The organism is Parendozoicomonas sp. 2304DJ65-17 (assembly GCF_058148445.1).
Window position 1 is genome coordinate 48,441 of record NZ_JBYVJV010000012.1, and the last position, 25,899, is coordinate 74,339.

Consider the following 25,899-nt stretch of genomic DNA (forward strand, 5'->3'; position numbering starts at 1 on the left):
TACTGCATTCAAATAAAAGCATTCTTTAAACAATAGCTTAGGAGAGGCGGAGACTAACGCCTGCGGAGAGCAACTGGACGCTGCCGTACCTTTCTCTTTATTAGTTCGGGCACGAGTTTCGTGACAGGGGCTGAAGCTGGTTCGGTGTGCGGCATAATGAGTTCTTCGGTAAACTCCAGCAGAGAGCTTTTCTTAATTCTTATATCGCAGATACGCCCATAACTGCCAATGGTCAGTTGAGCCATATCCTGCCCCAACTCTTTGAAGGCAAATACTGGTACAAAGTGCTTGTCGCCATCTTTGATCAGGTGATAATTCTCCACCAATCCATGTTCGATATTTTCCTCCTTTGGCAGAGTCGCTGCGGCGATGGAGTCATCTGTGGACAAGACAATCGGGCTTTTAAAGGATGCCGCCGATAACAGTTCGGCAGCCCTCTTATAACTCTCTTCCCGCTTGTTACCTCCATGCCATATCAGTTCCCTTCGGGCATTTCTCCAACCTAACTTTTTCATCCAACCCAGAAACTTCATACTGCTGACACCCCGAAATACCTGAAAGGTTTTATAGGTTGGAATAAAGCTGCCAAGCAGGGTGCGCTCAATAGGATGCACCAGCTCCATATATTCAGGAGCCACCTTGAGAATGGTTGGAACCTTGAGGGTAAAACGCTTATGGCGGGCTTTGCCTTTTTCGAACAGGTCCAGAGTAAAACGGGTGAAATCCCGAGGTTCCAGGTGACTGAAAACATTCATCATGGCCGTTGGGCCACAGACACCTGTCCCGGAAAAACCAACATCATCTGCGATAGGCAAACGAGTTTGGGCCATGATCAATCCGGGGTCATAAATACGTAAAGCCAAACCAAAAGCCAGCAGTGATGGGGAAACACCGGGAACACACAGTTCGGGATTCTGATCATTGAAAGCCATAAGGTCATCCATTGCTGCCAGCTTCAGCTCACGCTGTTTAACCGCAGGTAATTGCCGAATGACTGTTTTCATCTGCGCGAGAAAGCGCTTGGTTTGCAAAGTATCCGGGCGAAACCTTTGCAGCCTGCTGCGATTTTTCCCAAATACTGTTTGCACCCACTGTTCGGGTGGTAGTCCCGCGGACTCCAGAAGGAGCAGCTCAAAAGACTGTCTGGGCAATTCATTAGTTACATAGGGTCTGGGCAGCTGAACTTCTTTTACAGAACCACCATCTCCGAAACGAAAAGTGCGTTCCGGTCTGGCAATCTCATCACTCTTGGGCAGATAGCCAAAAGTTTTCCAGAGCACACGTACTAAACGGTGCTTCCATTGCCTGATAACAGAAGAAATCCAGCGGGGATTCAAAACTGTTTTAAGCGAGCGATACACACCGCTGATACTTGCCATCCGTGGCTCCGGCGTAAAATTATTGCCCTGCTGGCGGTATTGCTAAACCCATGTTGTAGAGCGTAAATGCAAACATATCGGCAGTCCCTTCTGCCTGTGCCTTACGGGACATACCGGCACCATGCCCACTGTTTCTGGTTACCCGTAAAATGATAGGAGACGGCCCACTTTGTTTGGCTTGCAAAGTCGCGGCGTATTTAAAAGAGTGCGCAGGTACGACGCGATTATCATGATCACCAGTCATCACCAGAATGGCCGGATAATCCTTGCCTGTAGCTATGTTATGTAATGGCGAGTGGCTGTAGAGATAACGGAACATCTCTTCACTTTCATCAACCCGCCCATACTCAGACACCCAGCCGGCACCAGCGCCCAAAAGGTGATAGCGTAGTAAATCCAATGTCCCCACCTTGGGAATAGCCACCTTCCACAGGGTTGGCTCTTGGTTAACTACCGCGCCAATAAGTCGCCCACCACTGGAGGCTCCATTAATGGCTATGCGTTCGCGGGATGTGTAGCCCTGCCCAATCAAATATTTACCAGCAGCAATAAAGTCTTCATGTCCGGTTTTCTTATCTAACCGTCTACCAGCTTCATGCCACTCTTTCCCGGCAATACCGCCTCCACGAATATGGGCAATAGCGTATACACCGCCCATTTCCATCCAGGCAGCAGAGGTTGTGGTCAACTGCCCGCCAACAACGTGACCATAACTGCCATAGGCATAAAGAAGAACCGGGTTAGAACCATCGAATGGAATCCCTTTCTTATGGGAGATAGTCATCGGAATCATCGTGCCGTCAGAGGACGGATACATAACCTGTTTAAAATCGTAGTTATCACTTGCAAAGGGGGATTCACTCGGTCTGACCATTTGAGCAACCCCATTCTCTAACGACAGGCTATAGATACTGTTTGCAGACACTGGGCTGGTGAATTTAAAGTAAACCTTCCGTTCCGATGAAAGAGCATTATTGAGCACAATGCTCCCCTGCCCTGGCAGAGAAACCTCTCGAATTTTTTCGCCCCCATGAGTGTATTGATAGAGAGTGTCGTAACCATTTATCTGGTAGCGAACCATAAAAACACCACCACCTGAGGTAATGTTCAATGGCTGCCCCGCTTCAGGGATAACTTCTTGCCAATGTTTCTGACCGGGGTTATCCAGTCTCACCCTCACAACGCGCCTGTTAGGTGCCAGGTAGTCCGTTACCAGATAAATATAATTATCACTGATGATTAACGGCGAGGTGCGGGAATCCGCACCGTCAGTAATTAAAACGGGTGTGGAGTTTTCAACTCTAAGATCAACCAGATAAAGATGGTTATGCTGAAGGGCGTCTGCCGCATGAACGAACAAAAAATTATTGTCTTCTGATGTCCAGCCTTTTACGTACCTGTATGCCTGACCATCTTCATTTCCAAATACGACTTTATCACTGGACTGAGGCGTGCCTATACGGTGATAGTACAACTTTTGCTGCGTCAAAGGAGCGTCAAGTGACGCGACCTTTCCGTAAGATGAATAAAAGAAACCTTCCTGGTTTTTCCAGGTAATATCACTAAAGCGAACATTCTCAACTGGCTGATCAACAGGCTCTTTGGAAAGAGTGCTTCGGGTAACAATGCTCTTAATATCTCCACCAGCCGCAGACTCCTGCCATGCGACAAGGCTGCCATCTGGCGAAAATGACATATCAGAAATAGAAGTTGTGCCATCCGGGCTCAGAGTATTCGGGTCAAAGAACAGCTCCTCTTCTCCGTTTGCCGTGCGTCTGATAATAACGGGCTGGTTAAGTTGACGATTGCCTCTCTGGGCATAGCTGAAAGAGCCAGCAGTTATTGGCAGGCTTTCCCATGTGTAGTCCTGCAGCTTTTCAATACGAGCGAGAATTTCGTCACGGCCAGAAATCCTATTGAAATAACTCTGGGTAAAGGCTTCTTGCTTATCGAGCCATTGACGAAGTTCCGGAGATTCGTTGTTTTCCATCCAACGGTAAGGAGATTCGACCTTTACCCCATAGAACGTCTCGGAAACATTGCCGCGGGGGGCTTGAGGATATTGCCACTGACTGTTCTTACCTTCGTCCTTCGCGGCACTACTTTCACAGCCCAGTAATAACCAGCAGAAAAGAGTAACAACCAAGCTTCGGACATTCATTTTTAACTATCCCTGTTACCGTTATGTACTCCATCAATGTAGTGCCTTTTCCCAAAGCCATCCTGTCTGGGTACGCATAAAAACCAGTTGACACAGTCAACCATTTATCTTCAAATGGCATCATCAAAAATTTCAGGAAACAACTCTCTCCGTCACTATGAGCCAACAGTCAGACCGTCTCTATCATCATCTGTTGTCGCTGGCCTGGCGTTTTAACAGCCTGTGCAGCTCAGGAGATTGTGAGGACTTTTCCCTGATCGACCTGATGGCTATGCGGGTGATCCAGTGCCAGAAGCACTGCCCGGTACAGACCGTTGGCAAGTATCTGGGAATTACTAAAAGTGGCGCGACACGTGTCGTTAAGCGTCTGGTTTGCCGGGAACTGGTGACAATCAGTGAGAGTCCGGAAGATCGCAGAATAAAATGCCTGAGCCTGACCGAACAGGGCAAAGCCTGCCTGACCAAGGTCAAGAAGAAACAAGCCGCCCATATCGCTCGTGCAGTGGGCCAACTTGGGAAAGACGAGTCATTAAAACTGGAACAGGGCATTCTCTCCCTGTTAGAAGAACTTCCCGCCCCTGGCTCGGATTAGAAAGCTCAGATGAGGAAGCAAGGCCAAATTTGATACGGCCTTTTTCATCACCAGTTAGTTGACAGTATCAACCATAACCTTTTTACGGAAACCACTGATGCCCCAAGCGTTACCCCTTTTGGAGATCTGCCTATGACGCTGTTATGGAAGATGCGTTTTATCCTCAAGGATTATTGGAAGCAATACCTGCTGGCATTTATCAGCCTTCAAACTGTTGCTGTACTCAACCAGCTACCACCATGGATGATTGGCTGGGTAGTGGATGAAATCACTATGGACAGTCTGGCCGGTGAAGAACTGGCTATGACTGTTGCTGGCATTATTGCCATAGCCGTAGTCATCTATGGATTGAGATATGTGTGGCGTGCCTTGTTGTTCGGCGCGTCTGTTGATCTGGTACGTGGCCAGCGGCATAAACTATTCGCCCACTTCACCAAGATGTCACCAGACTTTTACCAGCGTCACAGCACCGGTGACCTGATGGCTCACGCCACCAACGATCTGAACGCTGTAGAAGAAAGTGCCGGTGGCGGCATTATGACTCTGGTGGATTCCTTTATTGCCGGTTTTACCGTGCTGGCCGCCATGGTCTTTGCCGTGAGTGGCAAACTCACCCTGATGATTCTGGCCCCCTTCCCTCTGCTGATCTGGGCCACCAGCCGTTACGGCACATTGATGCATGAACGCTTTGGCAAAGCCCAGGCGGCATTTTCTGGTCTGAACGAAGAAGCCCGGGAAACAGTCTCCGGTATTCGTGCGGTACGTGCTCACCAGTTAGATAAACGTCAACAGCAGCATTTTCATGAACAGTCCCGTCAAACGGTAAAAGCTAATCGCCGGGTAGCACGGGTTGAGGCGCTGTTTATTCCCAGTGTGCAGGTGTTCTTTGGGCTGGCCTTTGTTATCGCCCTGATGGGTGGTGCCTGGTATATCCAGGAAGGGGAAATGACCATTGGTATGCTCACCACCTTCACTCTTTATCTTGGTCAGCTGCTTGGGCCAATGATGCAGTTTGGCTGGCAGTTCAGTGTATTCCAGCGGGGCAGCGCGTCCTGGAACCGTCTGGAAAAACTGTTTAACCAAGAGCCTGCCATTCAGGATGCTCCCGATGCTGTTCAAGCTCCTGAGAATAAAGACCTGCATCTGCATGTGGAATCTTTCACCTACCCCGATTCTGAACAGCTGGTGCTGAAAGACATCTATATGAAAGTGCCAGCCGGTGCTTTTGTCGGTATTACCGGCCGTACCGGCAGTGGCAAGAGCAGTTTGTTCCGCTTGATGCTGCGGGAGTTTAATCTGCCAGAAGGTTCGTCGATCACTATGGGTGATACCGGCCTGAACCACATTCAATTGAAAGCTTTGCGCAAGCAACTAGCCTGGGTACCGCAGGAACCGATGCTGTTCTCCGGCTCCATTGCCAGTAATATCGCGTTCTCCAAACCTGATGCCGCTCAGGAAGAGATTGAGAAAGCCGCCAAGCTGGCCGCCATTCACGATGAGATTATGGCCTTTAAAGATGGCTACCAAACCGAACTGGGCGAGCACGGCATCAATCTTTCTGGTGGGCAGAAACAGCGTGTCGCCTTTGCCCGCGCCCTGCTGGCGGATTCCAGCATTCTGCTGCTGGATGATTCTTTCAGTGCTCTGGATATGAAAACCGAGGCTACCATCCTCAAAAATCTGGCTGCTTACCGGCACAAGAAAACCGTTCTGCTGATCACCCAGCGCCTGCCAGAACTAATCCACGCAGATCATATTATGGTCATGGACGAAGGCCGGATTACCGAGCAGGGTAATCATCACCACCTGCTGGATAACGAAGGCTGGTACGCCAAGATCTTCCAGCAGCAGGCTCGTACTCTACAGATCAATGATTTGGTGCAGGACGCCGCCAATGAAGATGCAGAAATGGAGGTGCCTGCTTAATGAAGCTTTCTCAATTCTCGGGATTAAGTCGCTTAATCACATACGGTCGCCCTTACGCCAAGGGTTTCATTACCGCTTTCATCCTGTTGATGATCGCCACCGCCTTTGAAATGGCGTCTCCCTGGGTGATGAAAATCATTCTGGATGATTACATCGCCGCCGGTAATACCGATATAACAGCCCTCGCCTGGCTGGGCGCAGCATTAACCATGACTTACGTGGGTTCAGCGCTATTCCAGTATATTCAGAGCGTAATATTTCAGGATAACTCTCTGGAGGTGATACACGACATTCGCCAGAAAGTATTCAGTCATATGCTGAAACTACCTATGAAGTACTTTGATGGTGAACCCACGGGCCGATTGGTATCCCGCCTCACCAATGATTCCGAAGTACTGCACCAGATGTTTGTGGGAGTTATTCCCGCAATTCTACGGGGCGTGATGAAACTGGTGGGCATTTTTATCGCTCTGGCTCTGCTGGACTGGAGTTTAATGCTGCTTATGCTGGTGATTATTCCTATCCTGCTGGGCAGTATGCGTTTGTACCAGAAGCTCAGTCACCCCATCGTTCACGGCATTCGTTCACGGTTGGCAGATATCAATACTTCCTTGAACGAATCCCTGTTGGGTATGCGGATTATTCAAGCCACCAACCATGAGCAGCGCCTGTGTGATGACTTTGGTGAGAAGAACAATGAATGGAGCCAGCTGCGCCGCAAGGAGATCAATACCAACAGTCTGCTGTTGATGCCTTTTGGCCATCTGGTGCAAACCTCTGCACTGGCGGGCATTGTCGCCTGGTTTGGCTGGAAGTCCGGCTACACAACAGTGGAAGTGGGCACCATCTATGCCTTTATCAATTACCTGGCACGGTTCTTTGAGCCCTTCCGCCAGATCGCCATGCAACTGGGCAGTCTGCAGCAATCCCTTGTGGCATCCGAGCGGGTGTTTGAAGTGCTGGAACAGGAACCTGAACAACATAAGCCAGTAAAGGTCGAGGACACTCCTGTACAGATGGGCCAACTGGAATTCCGCAATGTCACTTTGTCTTATGATGGTAAGAACCGTGCACTGGATGATGTGAGCTTCTCAGTTAAACCGGGGCAGTTCACGGCTATTGTTGGCCACAGTGGCAGCGGCAAGAGTTCCATTATTAATTTGTTGATGCGTTTCTATCAGCACCAGCAGGGCCAGATTCTGATTGACGACCGCCCTCTGGAAAATATGGATGAAACTGCTTTGCGCCAAAGCCTTGGCCTGGTATTCCAGGAGCCTTATATCTTTACCGGCTCTGTGGCGGAAAATATCAGTTTGGGTAATGCCAGTGTCGATAGAGATACTCTGAAAGCAGCTTCCCGTAAGGTACATGCTGACCGGTTTATCCAACGCCTGCCGGATAACTACGACCATAAGCCGGGAACGGCCGGGCAGTCTCTGTCTACCGGTGAACGACAGTTGCTTTCTTTCGCCCGCACCATAGCGCAAAACCCTCGCATTCTTTTGCTGGATGAAGCCACAGCCAATATTGATGGTGAAACTGAGCAATACATCAAGGATGCGTTGATTACTCTGCGAGAAGGTCGTACCACTATTGCTGTGGCACACCGCCTTTCCACTATTCAGGATGCTGATCAGATTCTGGTTATGGATAAAGGCCAGATTACTCAGAGAGGAACTCACGCCGAATTGCTGAGAGAGCCAGGCCACTATCGTGATCTTTATCTTTCTCAACAAGCAGAAGAGGAGTTGCAGGGAAATTCGGAGTCAATGATTGGTTCAGCTGAACTGATACCCGTTTAAACAAACAACTTTACTTTCAAACATATCAAAGGGCTGCAGTAGCAGCCCTTTGATATTCAATCTCGTTTGTTATTGCCGCTGACATCAATACCAGAAAACACCTAACATTTTATGTACCTAAGGATAAAAAAGATGATTTTCGAGTCTGTATTGTGAGCTACAAGAATAGCAACGGTACTGCTTTCAATGTCTGTCAGTTATCCAACACAATCACTCTACTCAAAAATCAAACATGAGTTCCCGAGTGCAACCCCTAAAAAGCGCAGGCGCTACCGCAGCCCTTTTAAGTACCAACCTACCTGTGATATCACAAGTTGGCGCCCAGTCTATAAACAACTTCGCTCAAGAACCTGTTACTTGAATACCTATAAGGCTTCGAGCGATGAGCAACCTCAAACATTGTTTCAGGCCATTAACATCTCTCCATTGGGTTACCGCCTGGCTCCGAAACCTCTTAGTCAATTGATACCGCTATCACGTACCACGAGACAGAAGCAATGCTGCCCAAGCATCACAAAATTAAACAGACCAGCTCCGTTTAATGTAGAGACTGCAAATAGGAGGAAGTGTGAGCTCCATGTTATTAATTCATCAGCCTACATTCCTGCCTGCAACAGTATCCGACACGATCCTCACAATATATGCTTATACAATCGCAAATCAAAACAATGGGAAATAGCCAAAGACTCTCACTCTCTGGTCAGTGTCGATAGTCTCGGAGAGGGACATTTATTCTCATTAAACAGCGATGGAGAACTGCATGAATGGTTCTTCACAGACAACGGTCATGCCCCTCAATGCGTTAGTGAAAAAATAGCCGAACTTGGTCTCCCTATTGCCTACACATCAACTCTTGCGGCACTCCCCAACGGGATGCTGACCTCCCACTACATATATTTAAACTACTGGAAACCAACTGAATCTGGCTGGATTCGAGAAGCATTACCTCAACCAAATGACGCTCCGGAAAAAGCTCACTTTAACTTATTCAAATCTCCCAAAGGCCAGGTTTTCTTAGGGCTTGAATACGGTGGGTTAGGGTCTTGGGACTTATGGAAATTTGTTCCAGAAAATTTACAGTGGCAAAGAACATTAAAGAATTACGAAATCGAATCAGTCAGCGATAGAAATCAACATTTTACCGCACTGGTCATGGTTCCCCGTTTCAAGCGTAAACTTTTGCTTTGGGATGATGACAATGACGACTGGGCGGTTGTGGTTGATAAAATATCAAAGTGGGATGACACATATTTATCTTTCACTCCCTTGATTGATGGGCGATTTTTATGCCAAACGCAAATTCGTGACTGCACACTTCCGCGGGGTTCCTGGGACATATCTGTATGCACACCCACCGAAGTGGGCTTTCGTTATGAGAACTTAAGCCGAAATCCAGATCCAGAGTATTTGTGTAGCGAGTGCCGGGGAGCATCTTTAAGTGACGGCCGGTTTGCTACCTGTGACCTGACTCATGACAGCTCCCGGGCTGACATCCGCCTTTGGCAACGTAAATCAGAACTGTGGGAAAAAGTGATTCTGCAATCAATCCCGCTGAGTGACAAAAAGCACAGGCCGTTCCTGACAGAGCGTTCTCCGGGTGTACTGATAGTTCGAACTCACGATACAGATTACCAGATAGATATTTACCAGCTCAGTAGACAGTCAAACTAACAAGGGTGTTAAAAAATACCCAATATTTTGTTTATTCGGGGATAAAAAAACAAACTCAGAGGTCTGAAGAGTATTGGAAGAAATAAGCCAACGGAATTGCCTAAAATGTCTATCACATACTCCCCACTGTCGCCCAACTCAAAAGTACAATATCAGCGCTCAGGCACAACACCTAAAAAGCGTAAGCGCTATCGCAGCCATTTTAAGTGCAAAACTACCAGTAACAGTGTAATTGGTCGGCCAATTTATAAACAGCTAAGAACAAGGACCTGTTATTTAAAAACGCCACAATCCGTTGTTAACCCATCGTCGGCTGGTTGTTTTACTGTCCCCGAAAATTTACCCCAGCTTACGCCTGATGCTACGAGAAAACAGGCATCGCCTCGTATCGTTGAGATGAATAGAGCGCCTTCTTTCTGTTTAGATTACACAAGTATAGGGTGCTATGAGTTTCAAATTCTTAACCCATACGTTTTCGTAGGTTCTCATGCAAGCCATCGCTATGGTCCCTTGGATATAAATGTTTATAACCATGAATTACAACAGTGGCAAAAAGTCCCAGTTCCTAGCAAATTAGTCAGTGTTGATATCTGCTCAAAAGATAAATTTTTCTCTTTAGATGAGGAAGGACAGCTACACGAATGGCGCATCAGTTTTAACAATCATAAGGTGGAGTGTCAGAGCCGGAAAATTGGAGAGTTTGGTCAGCGCATTGAAGACTCCTCCTCAATAGTTGCACTCAATGAAGGTGAATTACTCACTCTTTCAGGTTCCCAGATTTACCATTGGCAGAAAACATCATCGGGCTGGGTAATGAATCCGCAAACCCTACCCATCGCAGCAACTTCACAAGAATGCTTAGGTTTATACAAGTCCGCAGGAAACCAGGTATTTCTGGGATACGGGGGAGCACCTTGTAATGGCATCTGGAGATACATCCCCACGCCTCAAGGTCAGGATAACCATTGGGAAAAAGAATTAACAAATCATTCAGGCCTCTTCATCCAAGACAGGGACAACCAACTCACTGTTTGTTCAACCCCGCCACGCTCATCATCACCTCAACTATTGGTATGGAATGGTCGTGTTAATAACTGGGATACTGTGGTCGACAACGCAGCTTATGGGAATAAAGAGTTCCTGGATTACACACCTTTAAAAGATGGTCGATTTCTGTGTCAGGCAACGAACAGCGAAGATTGTGACGAACCATGGAATGTCACATTCTGCATACCAACCGGAACTGGTTATCACTGCAAAAACCTGACTCCACAACCTGATCCAGAATATTTAGCAGAGGCGTGCCAGGGTGCATCACTGAGTAACGGGGAACTTGTAACGTGTGATATTTCAAAAGATAAATCACACACCGACATTCGCCTTTGGAGCCGCAAAGCTGATGGGTGGGAAAGTACGATTTTGTATTCCGTACCCATGGCCAACGATTTTGACAAAGCCGTATTGGTAGAACTTTCTCCGGGCGTATTGTTAATCCGAACCCGTGATAAAGATTACCAGATAGATATTGCCCAGCCCCCGGTTTCATAATCACCAGAGAAATGTCATAGCCCCTTATTGGCCGCTGCAGAAATAAGAGGCAATATTTACGCTTTTCTGCCCGAATAAGCTGTACTCTGCAATGACAGATATCTCCCAAAACCCCGCTGTTCAGGGAGCCATTGAATGGGCTCTGCTTCATGGTTTTGCTTTAAAAACCGCTCCCGGAACTGCCACACACTGCGCCTTCAGCCTTACACCAACAGTGATTGAAGCTTCGCGGTTCGAAGAGTTGAAGCAGACAGTTCCTCTGGTCGGCAAGCTCATTCACAACGTCTCAGAAAATCATGGTTATCTGCAGGAAGCGATGGCTCCGGTTGCTGGCGGTGATCCTTTCTTTGATCAACTGGTCACCATGCACAAGCAGATTCATTTTGGGCCGGAGCCTGCACGCCGTACTCCCATGCTGTTTATGCGCACCGATTTTATGGACGATGCAGAGCTTGGCCCAAAAGCCATCGAGTTTAATGGTATCGCCGCCGGTATGGGGCCATTTGGACAGAAAGCCCATGAGATGCACAGCTATCTGCAAAAACAGTTTCCAGTCTCTTTTAATGAATGGTCTTCCGAAGAGAATGAAGAGCTGGTTGATAACCCTGCTATTGAACAACTTTCAAAAGGTATTGCCACAGCGGCCCATAGCATTCGGAACTCTTCTGGTGAATCTGGCAAACCAGTGTTTCTTATGATTGTGCAACATGATGAAGACAATGTTTACGACCAACACCTCCTGGAAGAGGGAATACAGGCACAGGGCGTTCGCACCGTGCGCCGAACTTTCCGAGAGCTTCATGACCAACTCTCAACAGGCGACAACCACCGTTTGTTATTAAAAGACATTGGTGCCGTTGACTGCATTTATCTTCGAGCCGGTTACCAACATTGTGACTATATAGCTGACGATCTTGTTGAACCCCATTGTTGTGAAGCCTTAACTAGCACCCGCATTTTTATGGAGCAACACCGGGTTGCCATTAATGCGACTGTCAGCCAACAACTGGCTACCAGCAAGCGGATTCAAATGCTGCTAACCATTATGGATAGTCAGCAGCTGACTCGATTTGGGCTCACAGAAGATGAAGCCAGCCAAATCAAAAAGTTGCTGGGAGAAATGCGCCCGATTTCAAGCACCAGCGCACGCTGGTTTTCAGACCTGAATCCTGCTCACTGGGTTCTGAAGAATCAGGGAGAGGGTGGCGGCCACTGTGTTTTCGATCAAGATATTCTGCCAAGACTGAAATCTCTGAAGGTTATGGAATACAGTGCCTGGTCTTTGATGAGACGTTTGCAGCCAGCTCCACGCTCTCGCCCGGCTTTGCTGGTGCGTAAAGCTCAGCCAACCATCGTCAATGATCTCATCAGCGAAATCGGTATGTTTACAGTTCATGTGGATGGCAAACCAGTTACAGATTACAACGGTTATGCCGGTTACCTGATTCGCAGCAAACCAGCCTCTGTTGCAGAAGGTGGTGTTCACAGTGGCCTGGGAGCCGCGGATTCACTTGTTTACAAGAGCAATAAGGAACGCAGGTACTACAAAAAACAGGAATCACTGCTAGGCTGAACGATCCCTAAAGCAAAGCAGGAGAAGGTGTGTGTTTTTTCTTACAAAACCATTCACTTTTGCATATCTTCTGCTGCTTTTACACACGCCGTTACAGGCAGCTGAAAATCAGTCACCTACCAATTCCGTAAAGAGTGATAACACTACAAAAGTTAAACAAACCCTGCTCGGCGCTGTTGAAACCTTAACCCTGTCAGAAAGTGGTGTATTAATGGATGCCCGGGTTGATACCGGCGCTGAACTCTCATCTCTTGATGCCAGGGAGATTCGGGAGTTTAAAAAAGATGGTGAACAATGGGTCAGTTTTCAGATTGTTGATCGACAGTCCGGATCAACCAGAAACATGTCCCTCCCAATAAAAAACCATGTAAAGATTAAGCGTCACGCCCAGAAGAGCCAGTGTCGCCCCGTCGTGTGTATGGGAATTTCACTGGGGACAGAAAGCAACAAAACCCTGTTCACCCTCACCGATCGCAGAAACTTTGAACATCCTGTTCTATTAGGCAGGAGCTATCTTCACGGAAAAGCTGTTGTTGATGTCAGCCAAAGCTACCTGGTTAAGGGCCCTTCGATTCTGTAACAAAACAAACCTGAAACTGACAATTTTCTCACCAAATTATGTGACACTTTCGTGTCATATCCCTGTAAAAAATGTGACACAGCACGTCACCATATATTTCAACAACCTTCCGTGCTCAATCTCTCAATTCAAAGCTAAACCGTTAATAATCATGAAATTATTGACATAATTCACAGAATGGCTCGATAGTTGCTCTTTCTGTATTATAAGCAGGGGTAAGGAACACCGTTGAAAGTAATAAAACAATAATTGACGGGGGTATCGTCAGGGATGATTGAGACGATAAGGACAGAAGGATTAGAGACAGTTCAGCCAGTACTGGCCGGTTGGTCAATAGGCATTGTGAACCTGCAGATTATGACGACAGGTATGATTCTGGCGTTGGTGATCTACAACTTCTGTATTCTGGTACGGGCACTCAAAAGAAGTTACTTTGAATATTGCCTGTACGGCCTGTTAATGGCTTTGTACCTCTACTCTTGGGATTATGGTTTTAACACCAGCATGACCCTGTCCGTTTTCGGCTGGCCATTACCCAATCACCTGTTTTTATTCTGCGCTCTCACCGCGGCTATCCAGTTTCAGCTGGCGCTTTTGCCTGTTCGCCATACCAGTCACGCCGTTTGGCTAACATTTACTCTTGGACGATGGCTCACAGTAGCCCTGGCGATTGTTTCCGCTCTTAATGTTTCATTTATTACTCCTCTTTTAGAGCAGTGGTCTGCTTCACTGGTGATACTGCTGGCAGCTGCTGGCACTATATGTAGCCTCAATATGCTAAATCGCGGCCTTAGCAGCGCGGCCTTTTTCCTGACCGGCTGGCTGGCACTGGCATTTGGTCTGATAGGATCTGAGATTTATGGCAACAACTCCCTCTCATCCAATAACAATCTCCAGAACTGGCTGGCTCTCAGCATTAATATTGGAATTGTCATTCAAGCCATATCCAACAGCCTGGCACTACCCGCTTTTACTACCCAGCGCTATCGCATGTACCAGGAAGGTTATGAACTGATGGAGCATAATCTCCAGCGCCAGCATAACCAGCGCAGGGTTTACAACGATGCTGTACGACAGTATCTGCACAACATTCCCAACATGAGTGAACAGAGCGTTGGCACTCGGCTACTGGAAGTTCTTAACAACCTCCTACCTATTGAAACATCAGTTGTGGTTCTGTTTCGGGAAAAACAAATGAAAGTGGTGGGTTTGACTTTCAGTGAGCAAATTTACTTTGAGCGAACTCTTGAAAATAGAATTCAGCTTTTGGAAAGTATTGCCCGCCATGGCCAGATCAGCACACTGCCTCCTTTACCTGACAGTGAAGACAGCTGTCATCTTAATGTGGTGCCAGTTTATTGGGACAACGATGGCTGGACACTGGTTATTATGCAGTCCCTTGAAGGCAAAAACCTTGAAGCTGACCACCTGCAGCTGAGCATGGATATTTCAAACCATGCCTGCACCCTGTTTATGGCCAGTAACAGTTACCGCAAGCTGCAACATGAAGCAGACGCTGATGGTTTAACCGGTATTCTCAATCGTCGGGCGTTTCTCAGGGAAGCAAGGGCAACAATTCGCCGCCTGCAGGAAAATAACTATGGGCTGTCATTGCTGTACCTGGATATTGACCTGTTTAAGCCATTGAATGACAACCATGGTCACGCCTTTGGCGATCATGTGTTGAAACAGTTTGCAGAAGTATGCCGGGATAACCTTCGGGAAAGAGACTTACTGGCCCGTATTGGTGGAGAAGAGTTCATTGTTCTTTTGCCACAGGCTGATATCAATGCTGCGATCAATATCGCGGAGCGGATTCGTAAAGGCGTGTCCAGCCTGAATTTTGCAGAACTGGAAGGCCGCCCTGTTACTGTGAGTATTGGTGTTGCCGACAGTGAAACCTGTGGTTTTGAACTTCGTCATCTGATGGCTAAAGCTGACCGGGCACTTTATAAAGCCAAAGCCGAAGGGCGTAATCGCACAGTAACTGTTACCGAACTTGTGATCGGCCCCTAAGTTCTACCGATTTAAAAGATTTTCTTCTGCCATGACTACTCTCGTCATGGCATTTCTCTCTCCCTCTATCATACAATCCGGCTACTACCGGTACTTGTATTCCAGTGTTCTGCTATGTGGCCATTTTCAGCAAGGAAAGGGACCAGCAAAGGTCTGAGTAAAGGCACCAGCAGCCTGGAGCTGGAAACTCGTGGCCAGAAATTTCTGGAGAAAGTTGCCAGCGCCCCTCACCAGGAACCTCTTGGCCTGACCTTGATCATGCTAGCCTGGACAGCAGGTCCGGTTACCCTTCTCGCAGCCTGGAGTGCAACATGGATCGGCTATGGCCGCCCCATGGACCTTGAACGATCTCTTTACTTTGTCGCCTATTCCGTCATTGCTGGCCTGCTGGGTCTGGGCACTAAATTTCTTTATGGGGTGACCCAGAGTCGTAAACAGTCACAAGACAGCCGGCGACTATTAGAAGTCATCGATCGCTTGCCGGAAATTATCTACATGGTGAGGGACCTTCGTCTGGCCAACCTTGGCCCGGACACTCGCCGCATAGAATCTGCAGGCATTCTGCTGCGCAAGTTTGATCTAGGCCCGGAATGGGTAGCCGGGGCCATTGAAGACCTTACCGGCGATAACAATTTGGCACGCAGCGCTGAACGTATAGAACAGTTCCGCCGGGCCGGCCTTTATAACCGGATGCTGGATATTGTCAGTGACATTGCTGAAGCCTCTGCCGAACATGTTGCCACACTGCGGCAAACTCACCCTCGCATCGCAACAGCGATGGAAGCACGACTTGGCGGCCAGGCTCCGGATATTCGCCAGGGGCAACCACGAGAACGACTCTTCCTTGAACGGATTCTGGCTGCCATTGAGCAGGAAAATGAAGAACTGATTACCCTGCCCGATGTTGAACATATGATGGCACTCTGCTTTGAGTTGATGTGTGGCCGGAGAATTACCTACCTGAAAGTAGAATACACCGGGGGTGACTGGAACCTGAGCAAAGCACTGGACCGCCTCGAGCAATGCAGAAATGATTACAGGGTTGCCCGGGCAAAGGTTTACAGTCGCTTGCGGGCTCTGACGGCATACATCGATTATGTTTTCCCGAATCAGGATATTGCTGCAGCGCAGGGCTTGAGCGTACGAATCCTGCTGGAAGCTTCCATTGAGGGTATTCACAAACTGACTCAGGAAGTTAACGACGCTCGTCGCCATATAAACCAGACCGGGCAGGATATTGGCGCATTACAGATAAGACTTTTACAGCTCGAGAAAACCCATGAACTGTACCGGGAGGTGCAAGCGGCCAACCAACAACAAGGGCGTGCCAGTCGTCGCTTTAACCGTGCCTTGAAAGTCTGGCAGCACAGAAGTCGGAAATGGCAGAGTGACAGTGACTCAGCCCTGAAGCGGGGTTTGCGTATTTCTGAGCAGATTATCGCTCTGGACGATGAAGATAAAATGGATGTGGCAAGAGATTTGGGAGAATGGCTGGAAGAAACACGCCTGCGCCATTACAGCAGTTACTCTCCTGATAGCGACAGACATGAAAAGGTTCTAACTATCAGTCGTGCAAGAGAGTTGGCTATTGAGACAGTACTGATACTGACTCCGCACATTCATCTCCATGCACCTGAAGTACAAAGAGCGATAGACAATACGCCACTGTCAACGATGGCTCCTCTTGAACCGGGTATGAGCCCTATGACCAAAGCCGCGTTAGGGCAAGCCATGGCGAACGCAATACATATCAACCTTGGAGATATGGCGGAAAAGCTGGCCCAAAACCTGATTCGTTATTACCGGGTGCCTCTCAGCGCAAACACCATCAGCTTTTTAGTGGATCACTACAAAGCCGATCGTTCACGCCTCGAGTTTATTGCCGAACATGAGACCCCTCAAACGCCCGGCAACACCCAGACCAGCCCAACCATTACTGTACCGGAAATTCCACGACAGTGGGAAAGCACTGTGTACAATGCCCGGAAAACTTTGAGCCTGCACAACTAGGCTCAAAAATGTCGGGAGTGAAAACGTAGGTGATCTTCAATAAAGCTGGAGATAAAGTAATAGCTGTGATCGTAGCCATCCTGCATACGCAGCTCCAGCGGATAGTCCGCAGCTTCAGCCGCCTTCTCTAAAGCCTCAGGCTTTAACTGTTCTTTCAGGAAGTTATCACCGGTTCCCTGATCCACCAACGCAGGTACCCTTGCACTGGTTCGAGCCATCAATTCACAGGTGTCGTACTGTTTCCACTGCTCTTTATCGTTGCCCAGATAATTACTGAATGCTTTCTCACCCCAGGGACAATTCATCGGATTGGTAATTGGACTGAATGCCGATACCGAACGATACATATCCGGGTTTTTCAGAGCAATAGTTAAAGCACCGTGCCCCCCCATTGAGTGACCACTGATACTACGAACATTGGAAACAGGGAAATTCTTTTCAATCAGTTCAGGTAATTCTTTCGTCACGTAGTCGTACATATGGTAATGACGATTCCATGGTGCCTGAGTAGCGTTCAAATAAAACCCGGCCCCCAGACCGAAATCATAAGCTCCTTCTGGATCATCACTGACCCCTTCACCTCTGGGGCTGGTATCTGAAGCAACAATAGCAATACCTAACTCTGCCGCAGCACGAAAAGCTCCTGCCTTCTGCATAAAGTTTTCATCGGTGCAGGTTAACCCCGACAACCAGTAGAGAACCGGAACCTTTGCAGATTCAGCTGCTGGTGGTAGGTACACGGCAAACCGCATATCACAATTCAAAACAGTGGAACGATGACTGTATTGCTTGTGCCAACCACCAAAGCTTTTATTAGCACTTATATTTTCAAGAGACATTGGAGCACCCAGTAAAAATGAAAGCCCCTGCAAACTTATTGAATAGTAACAGAGGCTTGAATGCGATTACTTGTTGTAATGAATAACGCTGCGAATACTTTCGCCTTTGTGCATCAGTTCAAACGCTTCGTTAATGCCTTCCAGCCCCATAGTGTGGGTAATAAAGTCATCCAGTTTGAATTCACCGGCAAGATACTGCTCAACAATACCCGGCAGTTCAGAACGACCTTTTACACCACCGAAAGCACTGCCACGCCAAACCCGACCAGTCACCAACTGGAATGGGCGGGTAGAGATTTCTTGACCAGCACCAGCCACACCGATAATCACAGACTCACCCCAGCCCTTATGGCAGCATTCCAGTGCACTACGCATCACGTTCACATTACCAATACACTCGAAAGAGAAGTCCACACCACCATCGGTCATTTCAACAATAACTTCCTGAATGGGCTTGTCGTAATCGTTCGGATTAATGCAGTCAGTCGCGCCCAGCTTTTTTGACAGCTCAAACTTGGAATCATTAATATCAACACCGATGATACGGCTGGCACCCGCCATAGTGGCACCGATAATGGCAGACAGACCAATGCCACCCAGACCAAAGATGGCAACAGTGTCGCCTTTCTGAACCTTGGCAGTTTTCAGCACTGCGCCCATTCCGGTAGTTACACCACACCCCAGCAGACACACTTCTTCCAGTGGTGCTTTCGGGTTTACCTTGGCCAGTGAAACTTCTGGCAGAACGGTGTATTCGGAAAAAGTTGAGCAACCCATGTAGTGATAAATAGGCTGGCCATCTTTGTAGAAACGGGTGGTGCCATCTGGCATCAAACCTTTACCCTGAGTTTCCCGTACAGAGCTGCACAGGTTGGTCTTGCCGGATTTGCAGAACTTACACTCGCCACACTCAGCGGTGTACAGCGGAATCACATGGTCGCCAACCTGAACACTGGCTACGCCTTCACCCACCTGCTCAACAATACCGCCACCTTCATGGCCGAGGATGGCAGGGAACACACCTTCAGGATCATCACCAGACAAAGTGAACGCGTCGGTATGACAGACACCGGTCGCAACAATTCGTACCAGTACTTCGCCAGCCTTGGGCAGCATCACATCCACTTCTTCAATGGAGAGTGGCTCACCGGCTTTCCAGGCGATGGCGGCTTTGGATTTAATAAACTGTTGTTCAGACATGGTCTGCCTTCCTATATATGAGCGATAAAAACGATCTCTAACAGCACGCTTGATGACTGCTTTGGATGCCCTACATTGTAGTTACTTCATTTTGAGTGATAATCCCCTTCTAAAGTAATTCATTTTTACCTATATGTAATAATTATGCTTCAGTGGACAGGTATTTCCGAGTTTGTCGCAGTTGCTGAGTCTGGAAGCTTTACCCGCGCCAGCCAGACGCTCAATCTTTCAACCGCGCAGGTGAGCCGACAGGTTTCTTTGCTTGAGCAGCGCCTGGGTGTACAACTGTTCTACCGCACTACCCGCAAAGTGTCGCTTACAGAAGAAGGTACGCTTTATTACCGTCACTGCCGATTGGCTCTGAATGGGCTGGAAGACGCTGAAAGAGCAATCTCCCAGGTCACCGATACGCCTCATGGCCTGATTCGTATGACTGCTCCCGTCACTTATGGCGAACAGTTCATCATGCCGCTGGTACTGGATTACATGGAGCGTTATCCCGAGGTTGAGGTGATCTGTGATTTAACCAACCAACAGGTTGACCTGGTAGAAGGTGGTTACGATCTTGCCATTCGTTTAGGACACCTCACCGATTCCAGCCTGAAAGCCAAACGACTGGCCAGTCGTACCCGCCATGTCTGTGCGTCACCTCTTTATATAAGCAAGTATGGTGCGCCTCACTCCCTGTCAGAACTAAACCAGCACAATTGCCTTGTGGGCAGTCAGCGGCATTGGAGATTTCTGGAAAGTGGCAAGCCTCGGTCAATAAAAGTCAGTGGGTCCCTAGAGTGCGCCAGTGGTTACAGCCTGATGAGTGCAGCAGTGAGAGGGTTAGGGTTAGTGCAGCTGCCTAACTATTATGTACAGCAGGCCATTGAAGAAGGAAAGCTGGTGCCATTACTGAAACAGTTTCAGGAACCGGATGAAGGTATCTGGGCGGTTTACCCGCCTAACAGACATCTTTCACCCAAAATTCGTGTATTGGTTGATTTACTTGCAGAACAGCTGCCTCACTTCTGATTTTTGATATTTTCGCAACGCTGAACAATATGGCTGACAGTAATATCGTTCATAGTATCAAGCGCAGCAGGTGCCAGATAAACAGAGCCGGGTTTCAGGTAATTATTGTCCTCACCATCAGCTCCGTCGTGAGGAACTCCATCCCAGATGGCCAACCCGGTTTCTTCCTTATCCACAATTTTTGTAACTGAATATGGGTAAGCGATACTTTTCTTCAAATAGCTGATCAGATATGTCTTTAAAGGTAAGCGGTTGCCAGATTTAGGCAGGGCTTTACCGTCATAATCTTTGTAAGCTTCATGCTTCACCCTCAAGGTGTTGTAATAACTAAACACTACATACCCCGAAGCGACATAGTTTGCCGTGGCTTTAATTACCGAGCCGTTATTATCGTTAGAGAAGTAAATATCGTAGTTACAGTCGACCTTAAATGGGTCCCTGTTCAACGCTCTGAGTCGTAATGAGTCACCAAATGAAATGGTAGCTCCCATCAGAGAAATCACTACAAGCAGGGTCATCATAGGTTTTTTCATAATCAGGCTCTCCAAGGATCATAACGCATCCCCTTTTGAGGCAACTCCAAAACACCAGTTCCATAATTTCCCTAACATCAACACAAGCAATACAAACCGTTACTACCAGAAGCGAACAACTAATAGAAAAAACTAAATATACCGATAGGAAAAGATCATAAGCCGTCGAGAAAACATTGACCTGCATCAACCGGCCATAAAACAACCACCACCTATACTACGCATGGTTACTCACAAGGCTACAGGAATACCCTGAACCAACCACAGCAGCGTTTCGTAGTATGAAGTCTGCCGTTCGGTTTTGGCCTTACTGAACACCCTTTCCTGCTGCATGGTGTCCCTATGATCTCAGACTACGTTGTCGACCTGTCGAGGCTGCAATTTGCCCTGACAGCGCTTTACCATTTCCTGTTTGTTCCCCTCACCCTTGGCATGAGCTTTATGCTGGCCATTATGGAATCGGTCTACGTGATGACTGGCAAGCAGGTTTACAAAGATATGACCCGTTTCTGGGGCAAGTTGTTTGGTATCAACTTCGCTCTGGGTGTGGCAACGGGCCTGACCATGGAATTCCAGTTCGGTACTAACTGGTCTTACTATTCCCATTATGTAGGTGATATTTTCGGTGCCCCGCTGGCCATTGAAGCACTTGTGGCCTTCTTCCTCGAATCCACTTTTGTTGGCATGTTCTTCTTCGGCTGGGACCGTATGAGCCGGGTTCAACACCTGGGCTGCACCTGGCTGGTTGCGATTGGTTCCAACTTCTCCGCCCTGTGGATTCTGATTGCCAATGCCTGGATGCAAAATCCAGTTGGTGCCGAGTTCAACTTCGAAACCATGCGTATGGAAATGGTGAACTTTGCCGAGGTAATCTTTAACCCGGTTGCCCAAGTTAAGTTTGTCCATACCGTCGCTTCCGGTTACACCACAGCCTCTATGTTTGTGCTGTCTATCAGCGCTTACTATCTGCTGAAGAATCGTGATATTGGCTTTGCCCGCCGCTCTTTTGCCGTAGCTGCCGGTTTTGGTATGGCATCGATTCTTTCCGTAATTCTTCTGGGTGATGAGTCCGGCTATGAGCTGGGCGATGTTCAACAGGTGAAACTGGCGGCTATCGAAGCAGAATGGGATACTCACCCTGCTCCAGCGCCGTTCACAGTGATTGGTTTGCCGGATCAGGAAAATATGGAAACCGACTTCGCTGTCCGTATTCCCTGGGTAATGGGCATTATTGCTACCCGTTCTTTTGATAAAGAAGTGATGGGTATCAAAGACCTGATCGATCGTAACGAGCGCCGTATTTACGATGGTATAGAAGCCTATCGCCTGTTGGAAGACTTGAAGTCTGGTAACGATACTCCCGAAAAGCGTGAAGCCTTCCTTTCTGTTCAAGACACTCTCGGTTACGGATTGCTGCTTAAGCGTTATACCGACAATGTGGTAGACGCCACGCCAGAACAAATTCGTATGGCCGCTGAAGATACTATCCCTCAGGTTTGGCCGATGTTCTTTGCCTTCCGCATTATGGTTGGCTGCGGCTTTATTATGTTGTTTGTATTTGCGGCCGCATTCTACAAAACAGCGCGCCGCACCGAGTACAAGAGTCGCAAGTTCCTGACTATTGTCTTGTTCTCTTTGCCACTGCCCTGGATTGCTGCCGAAGCTGGCTGGTTTGTGGCCGAGTATGGTCGTCAGCCCTGGACTGTTGCCGGAATGTTGCCTACCTGGATGTCAGCCTCCAATCTCACAGTTAACGACCTGTATATGAGTATTGCTGGCTTCACTATTTTCTACGGCATCTTTGCAGTGATCGAAATGTACCTGATGGTGAAATATGCCAAGCAGGGGCCGAGCAGCCTGCATACCGGCCGTTATCACTTTGAACAAACCTCTTCTGGCGAAACCGCCATGAGCACTCACTGACGGAGGCCGCCATGTTTGATTATGAAATGTTAAAGCTTATCTGGTGGCTGTTGATCGGCATCTTGCTGATCGGCTTCTCCATTATGGATGGCTACGATTTAGGCTCTGCAGGCCTGCTGACTATTCTTGGGAAAAACGACACCGAGCGCCGAATTGTTGTAAATGCTGTTGCTCCCCACTGGGATGGTAATCAGGTTTGGCTGATTACCGGTGCCGGTGCCATATTTGCTGCCTGGCCAACTGTGTATGCCACAGCCTTTAACGGCTTTTACTGGGCACTTCTCGTAGTTCTGTTTGCACTGATTCTTCGCCCTATTGCCTTTGAATACCGGGCGAAAGTTGAAGAACATCAGAAGAAATGGTGTGACCTTGGTTTGGTAATCAGCGGTGTTGTTCCAGCCCTAATCTTTGGTGTGGCCTTTGGTAATCTGTTTCAGGGCTATGGATTTACTCTGGACAATATCCTGAGGGTGTCTTACACCTCTGGCTTCTTTGACCTGCTCAACCCATTTGCTCTGTTGTGTGGTGTGGTTAGTTTATCCATGCTGCTGATGCAGGGAGCCAGCTGGCTGAATCTGCGAACCTCTGGCGTTGTTCAGGAACGTGCATCTGGCATTGCCCGCATTCTTGCCATTGTTGTACTGGTGACGTTCGCTATTGGTGGTATCTGGGTTGCACAACTCCCAGGCTATGAAATAACCAGTGCAATGGATCTTAACGGGCCTTCCAACCCGTTGAACAAAACCGTTGCTTTTGGTGCTGTGGGAGCGTGGATGAATAATTACTCCCAATACCCACTGATGATGCTGGCACCGGTTCTGGGCTTTGTGGGCAGTATTGGTGTTGTACTGCTGGTACGCAGTTTCCCAACCCTGACCTTTATTGCCAGCTCCCTGAGCGTTGGCGGTATCGTAGCCACTGCAGGCTTATCGCTGTTTCCGTTTATCCTGCCCTCCAGCAGTCATCCGGATGTCAGCCTGACTGTATGGGATGCCACATCCAGTGAACTCACTCTAGGAATTATGACCTTTATTGCCGGAGTTATGGTTCCGATTATTCTGGGTTACACCACCTGGTGTTTCTACAAGATGTGGGGGCGGGTGGATTCTGCCCATATTGAAAACAACAGCCATTCACTTTACTAAGAGGAGGCGCGGTATGTGGTACTTCGCATGGATACTGGGCGTGCTGCTGGCCTGCTCATTCGGGATTATTAATGTGATGTGGTATGAATTCCACGAGCATGATTTTGATAACGAAGATAAATAACTAGTTACTTACAAAGTGTTTGTTAAGGGTGAGTCTGTTATTCAGGCTCATCCTATTGTTAAAAGATCAACACAAACAAAAACTTTCGCCAAAAACACATCAACAAACAGAGAAAAACCACAAGATTAGGCACACAGACTACAAAAACACATAGCTCATGCCATGTTCCATTCCGGTGCAGCCCTGATAGTTTGCCAACCCGTCAGCCTTACTTCATCTGTCCTGTCCGGTTCATTAACTTTTGGACCCGATATTTTAGGTCGCTGTCAGCCTCGTTTTTTTGCTGACTCATCGGGAAGAGAAAAGCACTTACCAAGGTGCGTTTACAAACACTCCTTCCCTCCGGACACAAGACAAGAGACACCACACCAGGATCTGCTGAGCCCTCCGGCGACATTGCACAGACAATGCCCGCTGCTGACTACCTGTGGCTCAACGTTCAGACCTGTCCATGTGGCTTTTACAAATTCTACAAAGGAAAGACTGAATGACTGTAGTTCAACGCTGGAATAAGTTGTCCCTAACTTCCAAAGTTCTTGTGGGCATGCTGCTCGGTGTGCTCACCGGTTTGCTTTCAAGAACCCTGTTCCCTCTTGACCCTTTTGTCACTACCTACTTCACCGACGGCCTGTTCCAGGTTATCGGTAAAATCTTTATTACCTGTTTGAAAATGCTGGTTGTCCCCCTCATTTTCACCTCTTTGGTCTGTGGCACCTGCTCCCTGAAAGATGCAACATCCCTTGGCCGCCTCGGTTTCAAGACCGTGGGCATTTACCTGATGACAACCTGTATAGCCATCACTATCGCTATTCTTGGTGCACTACTGGTTGAGCCTGGCGCAGGAGCCAACCTTGAAGGCACCTCAACCTTTGTTGCCAAAGAAGCGCCTTCTCTGGCTAATGTAATTATCGGTATGTTCCCCAGCAACCCGGTGAACGCTATGGCCAATGGCAATACGCTGCAAATTATTATGTTTGCACTGCTGTTTGGCATCTCTATTGCCGCCTCAGGGGAGAAGGGTAAAAAGGCCGCTGACCTGTTTATGTCACTGAACGAAGTGATGATGAAGCTGGTAGCTCTGTTGATGAACATTGCCCCTTACGGCGTGTTCGCCCTGATGGCTCGCCTGTTCACAGAGATCGAGTTTGGAGCTATCGCAAACCTGGCGAAATACTTTGCGCTTCTGGTTGTAGTTCTGATCACCCACTTGCTGGTGACCTACTGTTCCATGCTAAAAATTCTGGCCGGCTTAAGCCCACGAGTTTTCCTGCGCAAAATGGAAGATGCCATCATGTTTGCTTTCAGCACGGCTTCCAGTAACGCCACCATTCCGGTTTCCATGGAAACTGTCAGCCGTCGTTTAGGTGTGTCCAACAAGGTTTCCTCCTTCACCATTCCACTGGGTGCCACGATTAATATGGATGGCACGGCCATGATGCAGGGCGTCGCAACCGTGTTTATCTCTCAGGCGTTTGGCATTGAGCTGGGTATGGGGGATTACCTAACCGTTATTCTTACCGCCACTCTGGCTTCTGTTGGTACAGCCGGTGTTCCAGGTGTTGGTCTGGTAATGCTCGCCATGGTGCTTCAGCAGGTTGGCCTGCCATTGGAAGGTATTGCACTGATTATGGGTGTTGACCGTCTTCTGGATATGGTGCGCACTGCCGTCAACATTACCGGTGACTGTGCCGTAACCTGTATTGTTGCAAAATCAGAAGGAGAGCTTGATCTCGACACCTTCAACAATCCAGAAGCGGCTGTAAGTGAAGAGAAGATTGATGTTCATCATTTGAATACGGCTGAAGCTGCCTGATGATGCTATACACCTGCCAGCCTGCGGCTGGCAGGTACTCACTC

The 25,899-nt window shown here is 48.2% G+C and carries 19 protein-coding genes; 14 read left to right on the top strand and 5 right to left on the bottom strand.

Features of this window, described 5'->3' with window-relative positions:
• Positions 1 to 53 precede the first annotated feature (53 nt).
• Both ACY2RR_RS21950 and ACY2RR_RS21955 read right to left on the bottom strand, forming a co-directional pair.
• Positions 54 to 1,379 (bottom strand): hypothetical protein, encoded by a 1,326-nt coding sequence (locus ACY2RR_RS21950; protein ID WP_490110334.1) that lies wholly within the window; start codon positions 1,377 to 1,379, stop codon positions 54 to 56.
• A 19-nt stretch (positions 1,380 to 1,398) separates the two neighbouring features.
• Positions 1,399 to 3,540, bottom strand: coding sequence for a prolyl oligopeptidase family serine peptidase (locus ACY2RR_RS21955; protein WP_490110335.1), 2,142 nt, complete (start codon positions 3,538 to 3,540; stop codon positions 1,399 to 1,401).
• A gap of 157 nt (positions 3,541 to 3,697) precedes the next feature.
• On the opposite strand from ACY2RR_RS21955, the gene ACY2RR_RS21960 reads away from it, so the two are divergent.
• The 9 genes from ACY2RR_RS21960 (at position 3,698) to ACY2RR_RS22000 (ending at position 17,258) form a co-directional block, all read left to right on the top strand.
• A complete protein-coding gene (locus tag ACY2RR_RS21960) occupies positions 3,698 to 4,132 on the top strand; it encodes a MarR family winged helix-turn-helix transcriptional regulator (RefSeq protein ID WP_490110336.1) in 435 nt (144 codons plus the stop codon).
• A 132-nt stretch (positions 4,133 to 4,264) separates the two neighbouring features.
• Complete coding sequence (locus tag ACY2RR_RS21965) at positions 4,265 to 6,058, top strand: ABC transporter ATP-binding protein (protein WP_490110337.1); 1,794 nt, start codon at positions 4,265 to 4,267, stop codon at positions 6,056 to 6,058.
• Positions 6,058 to 7,860, top strand: coding sequence for an ABC transporter ATP-binding protein (locus ACY2RR_RS21970; RefSeq protein WP_490110338.1), 1,803 nt, complete (start codon positions 6,058 to 6,060; stop codon positions 7,858 to 7,860). The genes ACY2RR_RS21965 and ACY2RR_RS21970 overlap by 1 nt, the downstream gene beginning before the upstream one ends.
• A 399-nt stretch (positions 7,861 to 8,259) precedes the next feature.
• Positions 8,260 to 9,531, top strand: a complete 1,272-nt coding sequence (locus ACY2RR_RS21975) for a hypothetical protein (protein WP_490110339.1) — start codon at positions 8,260 to 8,262, stop codon at positions 9,529 to 9,531.
• A 105-nt stretch (positions 9,532 to 9,636) separates the two neighbouring features.
• Positions 9,637 to 11,079 carry a hypothetical protein gene (locus ACY2RR_RS21980; protein WP_490110340.1) on the top strand — a complete coding sequence of 481 codons (1,443 nt, stop codon included), beginning with the start codon at positions 9,637 to 9,639 and terminating at the stop codon, positions 11,077 to 11,079.
• Positions 11,080 to 11,170: 91 nt separating this feature from the next.
• Positions 11,171 to 12,652: a glutathione synthase gene (locus ACY2RR_RS21985; protein WP_490110341.1), complete on the top strand. Its 1,482-nt coding sequence runs from the start codon at positions 11,171 to 11,173 to the stop codon at positions 12,650 to 12,652.
• A 31-nt stretch (positions 12,653 to 12,683) separates the two neighbouring features.
• Complete coding sequence (locus ACY2RR_RS21990; RefSeq protein WP_490110342.1) at positions 12,684 to 13,232, top strand: ATP-dependent zinc protease family protein; 549 nt, start codon at positions 12,684 to 12,686, stop codon at positions 13,230 to 13,232.
• Between the two features lie 270 nt (positions 13,233 to 13,502).
• Positions 13,503 to 15,248 carry a diguanylate cyclase gene (locus ACY2RR_RS21995; RefSeq protein WP_490110343.1) on the top strand — a complete coding sequence of 582 codons (1,746 nt, stop codon included), beginning with the start codon at positions 13,503 to 13,505 and terminating at the stop codon, positions 15,246 to 15,248.
• Positions 15,249 to 15,362: 114 nt separating this feature from the next.
• The gene (locus tag ACY2RR_RS22000; RefSeq protein WP_490110344.1) at positions 15,363 to 17,258 is read left to right on the top strand and encodes a hypothetical protein; all 1,896 of its coding nucleotides are present in this window, start codon (positions 15,363 to 15,365) and stop codon (positions 17,256 to 17,258) included.
• A 2-nt stretch (positions 17,259 to 17,260) separates the two neighbouring features.
• Here ACY2RR_RS22000 and fghA read toward each other — a convergent pair whose 3' ends face one another.
• Both fghA and ACY2RR_RS22010 read right to left on the bottom strand, forming a co-directional pair.
• Positions 17,261 to 18,097 (bottom strand): S-formylglutathione hydrolase, encoded by an 837-nt coding sequence (gene fghA / locus ACY2RR_RS22005; RefSeq protein WP_490110345.1) that lies wholly within the window; start codon positions 18,095 to 18,097, stop codon positions 17,261 to 17,263.
• 66 nt (positions 18,098 to 18,163) lie between these two features.
• A complete protein-coding gene (locus tag ACY2RR_RS22010) occupies positions 18,164 to 19,297 on the bottom strand; it encodes an S-(hydroxymethyl)glutathione dehydrogenase/class III alcohol dehydrogenase (RefSeq protein ID WP_490110346.1) in 1,134 nt (377 codons plus the stop codon).
• A 144-nt stretch (positions 19,298 to 19,441) separates the two neighbouring features.
• On the opposite strand from ACY2RR_RS22010, the gene ACY2RR_RS22015 reads away from it, so the two are divergent.
• The gene (locus tag ACY2RR_RS22015) at positions 19,442 to 20,317 is read left to right on the top strand and encodes a LysR substrate-binding domain-containing protein (protein WP_490110347.1); all 876 of its coding nucleotides are present in this window, start codon (positions 19,442 to 19,444) and stop codon (positions 20,315 to 20,317) included.
• On the opposite strand, the gene ACY2RR_RS22020 is transcribed toward ACY2RR_RS22015, so the two are convergent.
• Complete coding sequence (locus tag ACY2RR_RS22020) at positions 20,308 to 20,850, bottom strand: hypothetical protein (RefSeq protein ID WP_490110348.1); 543 nt, start codon at positions 20,848 to 20,850, stop codon at positions 20,308 to 20,310. The genes ACY2RR_RS22015 and ACY2RR_RS22020 overlap by 10 nt on opposite strands.
• Positions 20,851 to 21,192: 342 nt before the next feature.
• Here ACY2RR_RS22020 and ACY2RR_RS22025 point away from each other — a divergent pair, with 342 nt between their 5' ends.
• The 4 genes from ACY2RR_RS22025 to ACY2RR_RS22040 all read left to right on the top strand — a co-directional run bounded on the left by ACY2RR_RS22025 (position 21,193) and on the right by ACY2RR_RS22040 (position 25,855).
• Entirely contained in the window at positions 21,193 to 22,773 is a 1,581-nt protein-coding gene (locus tag ACY2RR_RS22025; protein ID WP_490110349.1) for a cytochrome ubiquinol oxidase subunit I, read from the top strand.
• A gap of 11 nt (positions 22,774 to 22,784) precedes the next feature.
• Complete coding sequence (gene cydB, locus ACY2RR_RS22030; protein WP_490110350.1) at positions 22,785 to 23,918, top strand: cytochrome d ubiquinol oxidase subunit II; 1,134 nt, start codon at positions 22,785 to 22,787, stop codon at positions 23,916 to 23,918.
• 13 nt (positions 23,919 to 23,931) lie between these two features.
• Entirely contained in the window at positions 23,932 to 24,042 is a 111-nt protein-coding gene (cydX, locus tag ACY2RR_RS22035; RefSeq protein WP_281646564.1) for a cytochrome bd-I oxidase subunit CydX, read from the top strand.
• A 487-nt stretch (positions 24,043 to 24,529) separates the two neighbouring features.
• Complete coding sequence (locus tag ACY2RR_RS22040) at positions 24,530 to 25,855, top strand: dicarboxylate/amino acid:cation symporter (RefSeq protein ID WP_490110351.1); 1,326 nt, start codon at positions 24,530 to 24,532, stop codon at positions 25,853 to 25,855.
• Positions 25,856 to 25,899 lie beyond the last annotated feature (44 nt).